This is a genomic window from Synechococcus sp. MIT S9503 (genome assembly GCF_047304175.1).
GTDB lineage: Bacteria > Cyanobacteriota > Cyanobacteriia > PCC-6307 > Cyanobiaceae > Synechococcus_C.
The window spans coordinates 2,061,597-2,075,596 of sequence record NZ_CP138955.1 but is presented as its reverse complement, the minus strand read 5'-3'; the positions used below and the strand labels follow the sequence as shown (position 1 = coordinate 2,075,596).

Here is a 14,000-nt window from a genome sequence, read left to right as displayed (position 1 = left end):
GTCAGCTCAGCGCCTGCTCGGGGATGACTGTGGCGTAGTTGGTGAAGCCTGACTCCAGTTCATCGAAGGCTTTCTGAAGCTTGGCGGCGTCCTGAAGACGAGCGGCTTCGTCAAGATCGGCCAAGGCATCCTTCAGGGATTTGGCCAGGTTTTTCGCTTCGGCTCGATCCTGGGGGAGCAGGCGTTGATTGATGTAGAGCATCTCGCGGCTCACTTCCTGCATGGGGCCATGGATCAGGTTCCGGGTGAACGTCCAGTCGCGCTCCTCGACCAGCTTGCTCAGCTCAGGCAGCCGATCCCTGGCAGCTGTGAAACCTTCCACCTGGCGACGGATGACTGCCATGTCGTCAGGGCTGATGGTGGCAGGTGTGGCATTGGCACCGCCATCACAGGCAGCGAGGCCGAAACAGAGAGCGAGGCAGAGGCAGAAGGCGGCCACGCGGCGCAGGGCACTCAGCATCGGAGTTCACGAGAATCGTGGCGACTTTAACTGCCACTTAAATTGGGCTGATCATCGCCTTAACACGAACGGCCATGCGAGTGGACACGGTGCCGTTGGCTTCCGTTCGCAGGCCTCTGCAGCGCTTTCTTGACGAGCACAAGGTTGAAGCCTTGATGGCCTCGATTCGAAAGGAAGGCTTGCATGAACCGATCGAGCTCCTGGAGGTGGATGGACAGCTCTGGGGATTCAATGGCTGTCACCGGGTTGCAGCTCATGAACGTCTCGGCATGTTGACCATCCGTGCCCGGATCCGAAAGGCCACCGCCAGGGATCTGAAACTGCATCTCCGCTGAGACGCCGGGAACGCCCCGGGCGCAGAATCAATGTCTTCGCTTCTCTGGAATTCTTGTCCTCCGCCTCGGTCATCCTGCAGCTGATCTGTCCAGATCGTCCTGCCCTCGTCAGCGAGCTGGCCGGCTGGGTGGCTGCTAACGGGGGCAACATCCGTCATGCCGATCATCACACCGATTCAGGTGCCGGTCTTTTTCTCAGCAGGATCGAATGGGATCTGGATGGTTTCGGTCTGCCTCGTCAGGCGATTGCTCCAGCGGTGGAGTCTCTGGCACAACGACTCGGCGGTGAAGCTCAGCTGCATTTCTCGGATGAGCATCCCCGCGTTGCGATTCTTGTGAGCAAGCAGAGTCACTGCCTGTTGGATCTGCTCTGGCGCGCTCGCAGCGGGGAACTGTCCATGCAGGTTCCTCTGGTGATCGCCAACCACCCTGATCTTCAGAGCTGCTGCAAGGAGTTCGGAGTCCCGTTTGTTGTTGTGCCTGTGACCCGCGAGACCAAGGCTGATGCCGAAGCAACCATCCTTGAGCTGTTGTTTGAGCATCAGGTTGAGCTGGCGGTGCTTGCCAAGTACATGCAGGTGCTCAGCGGCTCCTTCCTCGCGCAATTTCCCAATGTGATCAATATCCATCACTCCTTCCTGCCAGCGTTCAAGGGCGCACAGCCCTATCACCGGGCCTGGGAACGGGGGGTGAAGCTGATCGGCGCAACCTCTCATTACGTCACCGAGGAACTCGATGACGGCCCGATCATCGAGCAGACGATCGCTCACGTCAGCCACCGCGATGAGGTGGAAGACCTGATCCGCAAGGGTCGTGATACCGAGCGACTCGCTCTGGCAAGGGCTCTTCGCCTTCACCTGCGCCGTCAGGTGATGGTCTACAGGGGTCGGACGGCTGTGTTCGCGTGATGGTCTGGCTTGATCAGGGCAGACCTTCCTCTGCCTCCTCACCGGGTTGGCGCTGTTTTCAGCTCGGGCTTTTTCTGCTGCCTTCCTCGGCTCTGCTGGGCAGCCTGCTGCTGTTCCCAGCTCTCCTCTATGGAAGTGCCGGGCGTGATCGCCCCTACTGGCGTGATCCCTGGAATGCTCCGCTGCTGATGAGTGCAGGCCTGATGATCCTGGGGTGCTTTCAGGCCAATGATCAGGCACTTGCCTGGGTCGGTCTGGGTAACTGGATTCCCTTCTTCTGGGGGTTCTGGGGTTTTCAGCCCTATGTCTTGAGTGGTGAGGCCCGCCGCCGCTGCGCTCTCTGGCTGGTGGCAGGAACTGTTCCAGTGGTGATCACCGGCCTTGGTCAGCTCTGGTGGGGCTGGCAGGGCCCCTGGCAGCTGCTGGGGGGATTGATCGTCTGGTTTATGGCAGCAGGCGGACGGCCTGAAGGGCGTCTTTCAGGTCTATTTGATTACGCCAACATCGCCTCCGCCTGGTTGGCTCTGGTCTGGCCACTGACACTTGCGGCCCTGGTCCAGCAGGGGCTCAACCGCTGGCGCCGCTGCGTGGTTTTGCTTCTGGCTGTGTTGGTGGTGCTGGCTTTGGTGCTCACGGAATCCCGCAACGGCTGGGGTTCGCTGGTGCTGGTGGTGCCGCTTGTTCTGGGTCCACCCAGCTGGCCTTGGTTGATTCCTGTGATGGTTGTGGCGCTGCTGCCTGTGTTGCTGTCGGTGCTTCCAGGGGTGCCGCTATCGCTGCAGGATCCCGCCAGGACACTTGTTCCTGAAAATCTCTGGGCCCGTCTCAGTGACAGCCAGTACGGGGGAGAACGGGTTCTGGCCTCCACGCGCATCAGCCAGTGGAATGTGGCGCTGCAACTGATTGGTGAACGGCCTTGGCTGGGATGGGGAGCTGCGGCATTTTCAGTGATCTATCCACTTCGCACCGGCCAGTGGCATGGTCATGCCCACAACCTGCCGCTGGAGCTGGCCATCAGTCATGGTCTGCCGGTGGCAGTCCTTCTGGTGGGATTTGTTCTGGCTCTTCTGTTGGTGAGCCTGCGCCTGGGACTGTCAGGTCTTTTCGACAGGGCCTGGTGGACGGCAATGTTCGTTTTGATGGTTCTGCATGGCACTGATCTGCCCTTTTTTGACAGTCGTCTGAACATTGCCGGGTGGATTCTGCTCGCAGGTCTGCGGGCGTCTCTCAGCTTTGAACCTCTCAGATCTGAAGTGTCGGAGCAGCTCCGGCCAGAGCCTGCCCCTGGTGCCTGAGCAGGGTCTTTCTTCCCAGCGGACCGTTGATGTGTTCCCAGGGGAGCACCACGGTCTCACACCAGTTTTCGTGAACAACCTGCTCCCACGGCGGAGGCACAGGAAGATCCACCCCAGCGCTTCGGGCTTCCGGCAGCTCACCAGCTCTGCTGCTGCGGTAGGCCTTTTTCCAGCCTCCGAGGCTTTCCTGTGATCCCCGTACGGCGGCGATCACAGGTGCCAGGCGGCGGTCACTGCGGGAGAGCAGGGCCTGGATCACGCTCCATCCGTAACTCTCAGGCCGCAGATCAATGCCCTTCGGCTTCAGTCGTTTGGCCAGACGTTTCATACGTTTGTCGGCCTCAGGCCTCACGCCCTGCCACTGGAAGGGCGTCTGAGCCTTGGGGACAAACGTGCTCACACCCAGGGTGTAACGCAGTCCAGAGGTTGCTTTCTTGAGCTGAAGCAGAAGATCAGCCGTTGTTTCCACATCCTCTTCCCCTTCGCTGGGCAATCCCACCATTCCGTAGAGCTTCAGACCACGCAGTCCGCCCTCCTTGGCATGACGTGCAGCTGCGCTGATCTGCTCGTTGCTGAGTTTCTTGTTCACCACCTGGCGCATGCGTTCGCTGCCGCTTTCGATGGCGATCGTCAGCGATTTGCTGCCGCGGCGGGCCAGACCGCTGGCGAGCTCAGTCGTCACCGTGGCTGCCCGCACTGAACTGACGCTCAAGCGCACATCCTCAAAGCGATCATGACCAAGCCAGCTGAGCAGATCGTCAAACTGTGGATGCTGAGTAACTGATGCACCGAGCAGTCCAAGTCTGCGCGTAGCAGCGAGCCCTTTCTCGACTGCAGGGATCAGGCCTTCGTCGAGGGAGGGAGTGCGGAAGGGGAGAGTCAGATAACTGGCAAGACAGAAACGACATAGCTCGGGGCAGCTGCGCACCACCTCCACCATGTGGATATCGGGCCAGGCGGATTCGGGGGTGATCACCGTTGAATGGCTGAGGCTGTTGCCGCGCCAGGTCTGCTTGCTGACGGTTGTTGGCAGATCCGTTTCGATTGGTTTGATGTTTTTGAGATTCCCATCGCTGCCATAACTTGGTGCGTATAGCGACGGCACATAAATCCCCGGCACCTGGGCCAGTCGTCGCAGGCGAACGGATCGTGATTCAGCCCGAACCTCCTGCAGTGTGTCGATGAAGCTGGGCAACAGTTCTTCGCCGTCTCCCAGCAGCACCACATCGAAGAAGGGAGCGAGCGGTTCCGGGTTCGCTGTCAGCACAGGACCACCGCCGAACACGATTGGATCCTGATCCGTGCGTTGTTCGCTCCAGATGGGTATCCGCTGCTGTTCCAGCAGATCCAACAGCACGGGACCATCAAGCTCCCAGCTGAGGGAGAGTCCGAACAGATCGGTCTGCCGATGCAGTGGATCACTCTGGTCGGTGAACAGGCGACGCACATCCAGATCGGGCCGCATGGCCAGGGTGGCCCAGACGATCTGATAGCCGAGGCTGGTGATTCCAACCGTGTAGGTGCTGGGGAAGGCCATCACTGCGCGCAGAGCACCCGTTTCCGGTACGGCCGGATCAAACAGCAGTGTTTCCTGTTTCAGGAGGGCCTGTGCTTCAGATCTTCATCCTGAAGGATCAGCGATCATCCGATTCGGGATCCCCTCGGTTGTCTGTGCTTTTGTGCTGGGTCGAGGGATTCGGGGCCTGGAATTTCCGGCGTCGGACCGATCCCTCCCAGGAGTGATGAATGCCGCCCCTTCTCTCCCTGCGGGCTTCCAGGTGATCCTCCTCCAGAAGCTCCATGCCCAGCTGGCGCTCATAGATCGATCGGTCATCGAACAGGCGGGCCACGAGGAAGCTGGCCAGGCAGGCCACCAGGATCGGTTTGAGAATCAGCAGGTCCTTCGTGAGGGCGAAGGCCAGAAACATCGCTGTGATCGGTGTGCGTGAACAGCTGGCCACGAAGGCACCCATGCCGGCGAAGACATAGGTGCTCGGTACGTGTCCGGTGAGCGCTTCCACCCAGATGCCGCAGGCCAGACCGATCGCTCCTCCAAGGATGAGCATCGGGAAGAACAGTCCGCCTGGGGCTCCTGACGCAGCCGCAAGTCCGGTGCTGAAGAACAGCACGGTGAAGGTCCCCAGCGCCATGGGGATATCGGCTTTGCCATCTGCGATCAGGTGTTGCAGGCCCTCCAGGTTGTGAAAGGCCTCAGGTAGAAAGGCATACACCCCACCGAGCACCCCGCCGCTGATCACCATGCGCAGCACCAGGTGATCGCCGAACCAGGCATTGCCCTTGCGCTGCATCGCAAGCACGTAGCGGCAGTAGAGCTCCGCAAGCACTCCGACCACCACGCCAAGCCCGATCAGATAGCCCAGATCGATCGGCAGGAAGTTCACCAGCGGGGTGTATTCCCGTTCCAGCTGAAATCCTTGTGTTGCATCGAGGCCTCCGCCACTCGAATTAAGACCTGCAAGGCCGAGCACGTCGGCCCAGGCATCCGCCCAGAACGTGGTGACGATCACCAGCAGCAACACCACGGGTCGGGCGGAGTGCAGCAATTCCTCTACCGCGTAGACGAAACCTCCGATGGGGGCACTGAACACAGCTGCGATACCGGCGCCACCACCCGCGGCCACGATCACCCGCCTGAAGGCCACGGGCGCTTTGAGCCAGCGCGCCATCTGCCATGCCACCGATCCGCCCATCTGAACCGCAGGGCCTTCCGGGCCCAGCGGGAAGCCACTGCCGATGGCCACAATTCCAGCCACGAGCTTCACCAGGCCCACCTGAAGCCCCATCGGAACCGCCCGGTGTTTCAGGAAGCCCATGATGTGGGTGATACCGGATCCGCCCGCCGCCGGAGCCAGGTAGGCCACCATCAGACCTGAAATCAGGCCGCCCAGAGCTCCCAGTCCTGGCAGAACAGCCCAGGGGGGAAGATCCGCCAGCAGCTCTAGGCGCCAGCCACTCAGAATTTTGATTCCGGCCTTGAACAGCACGCCAGTCAGGGCAGCGCCCAGACCGGTGAGCATCAGGGCAAGTACCACAACCCACCAGCGTCGCTCCAGCAGCCTTCGGATGCTGCGACTGGAGCCAAGCTGGTGGCGGCGTTGTTTCAGTTCACTCAGAACGACCATGTCACAGCCAGCCAGGGATCAAGCCCCGGCCAGCACCTGCGCCTCCTCGTCTGCACTGACAACCCTGCCCTGATCCTCGAAACCACTGATCTGGTCAAAGTTCAGATAGCGATAGAGCTCGTCTGACAGAGGATCAATCTTGGCGGCGGCGATTTTGCGGTATTCCTCCGCTGTGGGGATTCGGCCCAGCTGAGCGCAGACCGCTGCCAGTTCTGCACTGCCGAGGTACACCTGGGCGCCTTTGCCCAGACGGTTGTTGAAGTTGCGTGTGCTTGTGGAGAACACGGTGGTGTCGTCTTCGACCCTGGCCTGGTTGCCCATGCACAGGGAGCAGCCCGGCATCTCCATGCGTGAGCCTGCCGCTTCGAAGGTGGCGTAGTACCCCTCTTGCTTGAGAGTATCCTCATCCATACGCGTGGGAGGACACACCCAGAGGCGGGCCTTGTTCTCACCGGCTCCCTCCAGCACCTTGGCCGCGGCCCGGTAATGACCGATGTTGGTCATGCAGGAGCCGATGAACACCTCCTGCACCGGAGCTCCAGCCACTTCACTAATTAGCTTCACATTGTCCGGATCGTTCGGGCAGGCCAGAACCGGTTCGGTCAGTTCGTCGAGGTTGATCTCCAGCACCTCGGCATACTCGGCATCGGCATCAGCGCTGAGCAGCTGGGGGTTGGACAGCCAGACCTCCATCTCCTTGATTCTGCGGGCCAGGGTGCGCGCATCGCTGTAGCCGCGCGCAATCATGTTTTTGAGCAGGGCCACGTTGCTGCGCAGGTATTCGCTCACCGTTTGCTCGGAGAGCTTGATCGCGCAGCCGGCGCAGGAGCGCTCGGCACTGGCGTCGGTGAGTTCAAAGGCCTGTTCGAGCTTCAGATCGGGAAGACCCTCGATCTCCATGACCCGGCCATTGAACAGATTCTTCTTGTTTGCTTTCTCGACGGTCAGCAGGCCTCGTTGAATCGCAACCCAGGGGATGGCGTTCACCACATCGCGCAGGGTCACGCCCGGCTGCAGAGAACCGCTGAATCGGACCAGCACTGATTCGGGCATGTCAAGGGGCATGGCACCGATGGCCGCGGCGAAGGCCACCAGGCCTGATCCGGCAGGGAAGGAGATGCCCAGCGGAAAGCGGGTGTGGCTGTCACCGCCGGTCCCCACGGTGTCGGGCAGCAGCATGCGGTTCAGCCAGCTGTGGATGATGCCGTCGCCGGGCCGCAGTGCGACGCCGCCGCGCTGGGCGAAGAAATCGGGCAGGTCCTTCTGGGTCTGAAGATCCACAGGCTTTGGATAGGCGGCGGTGTGGCAGAAGCTCTGCATCACCAGATCGGAGGAGAAGCCGAGGCAGGCCAGCTCCTTCATTTCATCCCGCGTCATCGGACCGGTTGTGTCCTGGGATCCAACGGTGGTCATCAGCGGCTCGCAACTGGTGCCGGGTCGCACACCCGTGAGGCCGCAGGCCTTGCCCACCATCTTCTGAGCCAGGGTGAAGCCCTTGCCGGTGTCCTCCGGAGCACTGGGGCGGATGAACAGCTCTGACGGGTTCAAACCAAGTTTGGCGCGCACTTTGTCGGTCAGCGCCCGACCGATCATCAGCGGGATGCGGCCACCGGCGCGCACTTCATCACTGATCGTGGCCGGCTTGAGCTCGAAGCGGCTCACCACTTCGCCGTCCCGTTCGATCGTGCCTTCGTAGGGCCGGATGGTGATCACATCACCGGTGTTCAGCCCGGTCACGTCACATTCGATGGGGAGTGCACCGGAGTCTTCCGCGGTGTTGAAGAAGATGGGGGCGATTTTTCCTCCCAGGATCACGCCACCGGCTCGTTTGTTCGGCACATGCGGGATGTCTTCACCCGTGTGCCAGAGCACTGAATTGATGGCGCTTTTGCGGGAGCTGCCTGTTCCGACCACGTCTCCCACGTACACGACGGGATGATCACCCTGTTTCTGCCTGGTGATCGTCTGCAGACCCTCGGGGTCTCGCGTCTCCAGCATCGCCAGTGCATGCAGCGGGATGTCCGGCCGTGTCGTGGCATGGGTTGCCGGAGAAAGATCGTCGGTGTTGGTTTCCCCCTCGACCTTGAAGACGGTCACGGTGATCGAGTCGGCGAGTTCCGGTTTGGAGGTGAACCATTCCGCGGCGGCCCAGCTGTCCACCACCTGTTTGGCGAAGCGGTTGTCCGCCGCGAGCTCCATCAGCTCGTTGAAGGCGTCGTAGACGAGCAGGGTGCGGCTCAGGCCTTCCGCTGCGCATCCGGCAAGCTCCTCATCATCGTGCTTGAGCAGCTCAATCAGGGCGGCGACGTTGTAGCCACCAACCATCGTTCCCAGCAGCTTGACCGCCTCCAATGCGGAGACCAGCGGACTGCTCGCTTCACCCTGGGCGATGGCACTCAGCCAGGTCGCTTTGACGTAGGCCGCTTCATCCACTCCAGGCGGAATACGTTCGCTCAGCATATACAGCAGTTCCTGCTCTTCTCCGGCAGGCGGGTCCTGCAGCAGTTCCGTGAGCGCTTTGGTCTGGCCGGCATCGAGCGGTAGCGGCGGGATTCCCTGGGCCAGGCGTTCTGCAGCGTTCTCGCGGTAGGTGCTCAGCATCGGAATCGGCGCAGCAACGACAAACGAAGTTCATTCTCCTGCGTCACCGTTCCCGGCTGACGTCATGCGGCTCGAAGAAGCTTGCGTAACCTGAGACCATTCATTGCTCGGGGCATGACCACCACTCACGATCTGCATGTGGTGGACACACGACCGTTGGTCCCGCCCGCCTTGCTGCACGGAGATCTGCCTGCCGATGCCAGGGCCATCGAAACCGTCTCCAGCGCTCGGGATCGCATTCAGTCGATTCTCCGGGGCCTCGACCAGCGTCTGCTGGTGATCGTTGGCCCCTGCTCTGTGCATGACGTGGATGCGGCCCTTGATTACGCCAAGCATCTGGCTCCGCTGAGGGAACGGCATGCGGGGGAGCTGGAGGTGGTGATGCGCGTTTACTTCGAGAAGCCCCGAACAACCGTGGGCTGGAAGGGACTGATCAATGACCCCCATCTCGATGGTTCCTACGACATCAACACCGGTCTGCGGCTGGCGCGCTCACTGCTGCTGGATCTTGCTCGTGACGGCATGCCCACCGCAACGGAACTGCTGGATCCGGTGGTTCCGCAGTACATCGCCGACCTGATCAGCTGGACCGCCATCGGTGCCAGGACCACGGAAAGTCAGACCCACCGGGAAATGGCCTCCGGGCTGTCCATGCCCGTTGGTTACAAGAACGGCACCGACGGCAGTGCCACCATCGCCATCAATGCGATGCAGTCAGCTTCCAGTCCCCATCATTTTCTGGGAATCAACTGCGACGGCAATGCTTCCATCGTCAGCACCACGGGCAATCCTTATGGCCATCTGGTGTTGAGGGGAGGCAACAGCGGCAGCAATTACCACCTCGAGGCGATTCAGGAGGCCTCAGCCGAACTGGCTGGAGCCGGCCTCCCGGATCGTTTGATGGTCGATTGCAGCCATGCCAATTCCAACAAGGACTTCCGCCGCCAGGGCGAGGTTCTCAGGGCCGTGGCCGCTCAGGTGCAGAAAGGATCGACCCATGTGATGGGTGTGATGTTGGAAAGCCACCTGGTTGAAGGCAATCAGAAGATCAGCGCCGATCGCTCCTCACTCACTTACGGCCAGAGTGTCACCGACGCCTGCATCAGCATTGAATCAACGGCTCAGTTACTCGATGAGCTGGCTGCATCCGTGAAGAAGGCCAGCACCCTTGCATCAGAAATTCCGGTGCGCTGAGCTGCGAGGGAGCTTGTGGTCACTCAAACGGTCATCCAGCCCCAGCACAGGCCCACTGCCACTGGCACGCTCAGATTGTCGAGTCCCCAGCGGCTCAACTGCTCCAGGCCGACGGCCAATGCGCTGACCGCGATCAGCCGCAGAGGGTGCATTGCACTCTGACTCGCCAGCACCAGCACCAGCAGCACCAGTGCGCTGGTCAGCGCCATTGTGAGCGTGCCCGCCGTGGATTTTCTCTGTTGCCAGATGGTCCAGCTGGGAGAGTTCATGCCACGTCCAACCAGCCCTGCCAGCCCGTCGGCAAAGGCCATCACCAGCACTCCCGCGCAGACCGCAACGGCCTGATCAGGCCAGAACAGGATCAGAAGCACACTGATGGCCAGTCCATACGCCACGGTTCCGTAGCTGTTCCGGTCCACATCCTCGACGGCCGGGAGGAGTTGCAGGCGGTGATTGACTGCTGTGATCACTGTGACGCCAAGGGCCACCGGCACAGCGATGGATGCCGGGACTGAGAGCCACCAGGCCAGAACAATCACGGGACCGGTTCCGATGTGGACGATCTTGCGACTCAGTTCCCGTCGCTCCGGCCACTGCCGGCGACAGATCAATGCTGCTGAGACAACGAGCAGCATCCATGTGCCGATGATCAGCAGGGACGAGAGCAATCGCTCAGGCCGCCTGCTGATGGTTGGTCATGACACGCAGCTTGAGGATGGCCTTGGCCTCCAGCTGTCGCACCCGTTCCCGCGACACATTGATCTGACGTCCGATTTCGGCGAGGGTCAGTGGTTCCGCTCCATCCAGTCCGAAGCGCAGTTTGAGGATTTTCTGTTCTCGTTCGTTCAGTTGAGCGAGCCATCCACCCAGATGTTCCTTCTGAATGCTGCGGTCCATCCCCTCCATCGGCTCAGCGCCGTTGGGATCCGGGATCAGTTCGCCTAGGGTGCTGCGATCTTCCTCGCCACGCGCGTGGGCATCCAGCGATGCGCAGGGAGCACTCTGTGAGATCAGGTCTTCCAGATCGCGAGGTTCGATCCCCATCGCATTCGCCAGTTCCAGCCGATTCGGCTGGCGACCGAAGCGGTGCGACAGTTCTCGCGTGATCCGGCGCATCTTGGAGAGCTTTTCGCTGATGTGAATCGGCAGGCGAATCGTGCGGGCGCTGTTATCAATCGCCCGAGTCATTCCCTGGCGGATCCACCAGTAGGCATAGGTTGAAAACTTGTAACCCATGGCCGGGTCGAACTTGTCAACGGCACGTTCCAGGCCGATCGCACCTTCCTGAACAAGATCGAGCAGTTCAAGACCCTGGTTCTGATATTTCTTGGCAACACTCACAACCAGGCGGAGGTTGGCTGCCATCATCCGGTCCCGCGCTCGTTTGCCCATGCGGATGCGATGTTTCTGTCTTGGAGTGCGATCCTCCTCAGCAATTTCGAGCAGTTCCTTCATGGCCTGCACATGATGTGCAAGCTCGATTTCTTCAGCGGCTGTGAGCAGAGGAACCCTGCCGATGCTGCTCAGGTAATAACCGATTGAATCCGTGGCCAGACGTCCGCTTTGACGTGCAGATCGGTTGGATGTTGAGCGTGAACGTGCACTGCTGTCACGACGACCAGTGGTCGGCAACACAGGCTCTGATGAAGCAACTGTTTGAGTTACTCCCTCAGATTCCAGAGGGATCCCCATCACCCTGGCCTCCTGAAAATTAGATTTGGGAAAAATTTAGCACCTGCTCCAAAGAGTGAGCTGATTAAATCGAAAGTTTTTACGAATCAATGATGCAGTGTTAAGTCTCGTGGATCGAATGTGAAATAAAGACAAAAGGTACAATTTCGCTGTATCGATGAACACGGGTCTTCATAGATCAGTTCTTCGCCGTCAGTCCTTTTTTCCAGGTTTCAATCAGGCTCAGCTGTGAATTACGTTCTTCACCGTCTGGATGACGCTGGCTAAAGGATCCGTCTTGATGCATGTCGAATGAGCCGCGGTTGTCATCCAGATAGACCTGCATCAAACGTTCCAGTTGTTCACGTAATGCCGGTTCTTCAACCGGAGTCACCGCCTCCACACGTCTGTCCAGGTTTCTGGGCATCCAATCAGCACTGCCGATGTACGCCTCGGGTTCACCATGATTGGCAAACCAGAACAGGCGTGAGTGTTCAAGAAAGCGGCCGATGATGCTGACCACGCTGATGTTGTTGCTCACTCCCTCGAGTCCGGGGTACAGGCAGCACATCCCGCGCACGATCAGTTCGATCCTCACGCCTGCCTGTGAGGCTTCGTACAGCAGGGCAATGATGTTTGGATCCACCAGAGAATTCATCTTGGCCCGGATATGGCCGCCATGACCGTTCTGCGCATGTTCGATCTCACGACGAATCAGGTTTTCCATTCCTTTGCGCAATGAAACCGGAGCAACCAGCAACTTTCGGAATTCCTGCTGTTTGGAGAATCCTGTGAGGTAATTGAACAGTTCAACCAGATCCTGGCCGAGTTCGGGCCGGGCCGAGAGCAGGCCCAGGTCGGTGTAGAGGCGTGATGTCTTCGAGTTGTAGTTGCCGGTGCCGATATGGACATAACTGCGCAGTCGTTCCTTCTCCTTGCGCACCACCAGCACGATCTTCGTGTGGGTCTTCAGGCCGAGAACGCCGTAGACGACATGCACTCCCGAGCTCTCAAGGTGTTTTGCCCACTGGATGTTGTTGTCTTCATCGAAGCGCGCTTTGAGCTCCACCAGCGCCATCACCTGCTTGCCGTTCTCCGCGGCGCGGATCAGTGCGGCGATGATTGGTGAATCCTTGGAGGTGCGATAGAGGGTCATCTTGATCCCCATCACAAGTGGATCATCGGCGGCCTGGTTGATGAATTCCTCCACGGATGTGGAGAACAGGTCATAGGGGTGATGCAGAAGCACGTCTCGGCGACGGACCACCGAGAAAATGCTTTCAAACTCCTCCTCCTTGATCGAACCGTCCTCCAGCATGTTGCGCTGGGCACGACAGAGAACAGACGGCGTCAAACCGGAGTGGGATGAGTTCTTGAGGGCGGGCAGTGGGATCCCCATCAGACCGAACAGATCGTCGAGTCCTAGTGGTCCGTCAACTCTGTAAAGATCAGCTTCCTCAACGGACATGCCATCCATCAGCATCTCGACCACGTCTTGAGGCATGCCATCGGCGACTTCGAGTCGCACGACCTCGCCACCCATGCGACGTTTCCTCAGTCCCTGTTCAATGGCGATCATCAGATCATCAGCCTCCAGGTCGCGCAGTTCCAGATCCGCATCCCTGGTCACCCGGAAGAAATAGTGCCCTTCGATGCTCATCCCTGGGAACAGGAGCCCGAGGTTGAAGGCCACGACTTGCTCTAGTGGAACGGCTGTGTGAACCGGTTCAGATTGTTCAGCAGCCAGATCGGTTGGGATCGCGACGAATCGGGGAAGAATTGTCTGAGGCACCTTCACGCGGGCCAGAAGACGCTGCCCTGTCTCCGGGTCATCGATTAGGGCCGCCACATTCAGGCTGAGGTTGCTCACAAACGGAAAGGGATGAGCAGGATCCACCGCTAAAGGAGTCAGAACCGGAAAAATGGCGGTCTGGAAGTAGTTGTCGACCCAGAGTCGCTGGCGCTCATTGAGCTGTTCGTAATCGAGCAGATGGGCACCCTGATGCATCAGCTGACATTTGAGCTGGCTGCTGTAGTGCTGTTGCTGCCGCTTCAGCAGAGGTGTGAGATGTTCTCGAATCGCCTGCAGCTGTTCCAGCGGAGTACGGCCGTCCTCACTGCGTTTGTCGATGCCGGCTTCCACCTGGGCCTTGAGGGAGGCCACCCGCACCATGAAAAATTCGTCGAGGTTGTTGCTGAAGATGGCGCTGAATTTCGCTTGCTCCAGCAGGGGGGTGCGTTCATCCAGCGCCTGAATCAGCACACGCTCGTTGAAGGCGATCCAGCTGAGTTCCCGATTGATGTAGAGGTCGGTGGAGAGAACTTTGTCACTCATCGGGTGACCGGGGGAGCAAGAACCGACTCGCGAAAGGTAGCAATCGCCCAGCGGCAGG

11 protein-coding genes are annotated in these 14,000 nt (G+C 59.9%); 4 read left to right on the top strand and 7 right to left on the bottom strand.

What is annotated here, in order from left to right:
* Position 1: 1 nt before the first annotated feature.
* Positions 2-460 carry a photosystem II protein PsbQ gene (gene psbQ / locus SIB56_RS11485; protein WP_413324066.1) on the bottom strand — a complete coding sequence of 153 codons (459 nt, stop codon included), beginning with the start codon at positions 458-460 and terminating at the stop codon, positions 2-4.
* A 74-nt stretch (positions 461-534) separates the two neighbouring features.
* Here psbQ and SIB56_RS11480 point away from each other — a divergent pair, with 74 nt between their 5' ends.
* From SIB56_RS11480 to SIB56_RS11470, 3 genes are read left to right on the top strand one after another with little or no spacing between them, the layout of a single operon-like run.
* Positions 535-795 (top strand): sulfiredoxin, encoded by a 261-nt coding sequence (locus SIB56_RS11480; protein ID WP_413324065.1) that lies wholly within the window; start codon positions 535-537, stop codon positions 793-795.
* A 53-nt stretch (positions 796-848) separates the two neighbouring features.
* Positions 849-1,703, top strand: coding sequence for a formyltetrahydrofolate deformylase (gene purU / locus SIB56_RS11475; protein WP_413324064.1), 855 nt, complete (start codon positions 849-851; stop codon positions 1,701-1,703).
* The gene (locus SIB56_RS11470) at positions 1,703-2,998 is read left to right on the top strand and encodes an O-antigen ligase family protein (RefSeq protein ID WP_413324063.1); all 1,296 of its coding nucleotides are present in this window, start codon (positions 1,703-1,705) and stop codon (positions 2,996-2,998) included. Before purU ends, SIB56_RS11470 begins: the two co-directional genes overlap by 1 nt.
* On the opposite strand, the gene SIB56_RS11465 is transcribed toward SIB56_RS11470, so the two are convergent.
* The 3 genes from SIB56_RS11465 to acnB form a co-directional block, all read right to left on the bottom strand.
* The gene (locus SIB56_RS11465; RefSeq protein ID WP_413324062.1) at positions 2,946-4,535 is read right to left on the bottom strand and encodes a B12-binding domain-containing radical SAM protein; all 1,590 of its coding nucleotides are present in this window, start codon (positions 4,533-4,535) and stop codon (positions 2,946-2,948) included. The genes SIB56_RS11470 and SIB56_RS11465 overlap by 53 nt on opposite strands.
* Before the next feature lie 97 nt (positions 4,536-4,632).
* Positions 4,633-6,141 (bottom strand): ClC family H(+)/Cl(-) exchange transporter, encoded by a 1,509-nt coding sequence (locus SIB56_RS11460; RefSeq protein ID WP_413324061.1) that lies wholly within the window; start codon positions 6,139-6,141, stop codon positions 4,633-4,635.
* 18 nt (positions 6,142-6,159) lie between these two features.
* On the bottom strand, positions 6,160-8,742 hold the full coding sequence (gene acnB, locus SIB56_RS11455) for a bifunctional aconitate hydratase 2/2-methylisocitrate dehydratase (protein ID WP_413324060.1): 2,583 nt from the start codon (positions 8,740-8,742) through the stop codon (positions 6,160-6,162).
* Positions 8,743-8,856: 114 nt separating this feature from the next.
* Between acnB and SIB56_RS11450 the strand changes: the two genes are divergently transcribed.
* The gene (locus tag SIB56_RS11450) at positions 8,857-9,936 is read left to right on the top strand and encodes a 3-deoxy-7-phosphoheptulonate synthase (RefSeq protein ID WP_413324059.1); all 1,080 of its coding nucleotides are present in this window, start codon (positions 8,857-8,859) and stop codon (positions 9,934-9,936) included.
* A gap of 23 nt (positions 9,937-9,959) precedes the next feature.
* Here the strand turns inward: SIB56_RS11450 and SIB56_RS11445 are convergent, their stop codons facing one another.
* The 3 genes from SIB56_RS11445 to ppk1 all read right to left on the bottom strand — a co-directional run bounded on the left by SIB56_RS11445 (position 9,960) and on the right by ppk1 (position 13,942).
* Positions 9,960-10,604, bottom strand: a complete 645-nt coding sequence (locus SIB56_RS11445) for a diacylglycerol/polyprenol kinase family protein (protein ID WP_413324058.1) — start codon at positions 10,602-10,604, stop codon at positions 9,960-9,962.
* Between the two features lie 4 nt (positions 10,605-10,608).
* Positions 10,609-11,628, bottom strand: a complete 1,020-nt coding sequence (locus SIB56_RS11440; RefSeq protein WP_413324057.1) for an RpoD/SigA family RNA polymerase sigma factor — start codon at positions 11,626-11,628, stop codon at positions 10,609-10,611.
* 178 nt (positions 11,629-11,806) lie between these two features.
* Complete coding sequence (gene ppk1 / locus SIB56_RS11435; RefSeq protein WP_413324056.1) at positions 11,807-13,942, bottom strand: polyphosphate kinase 1; 2,136 nt, start codon at positions 13,940-13,942, stop codon at positions 11,807-11,809.
* Positions 13,943-14,000 lie beyond the last annotated feature (58 nt).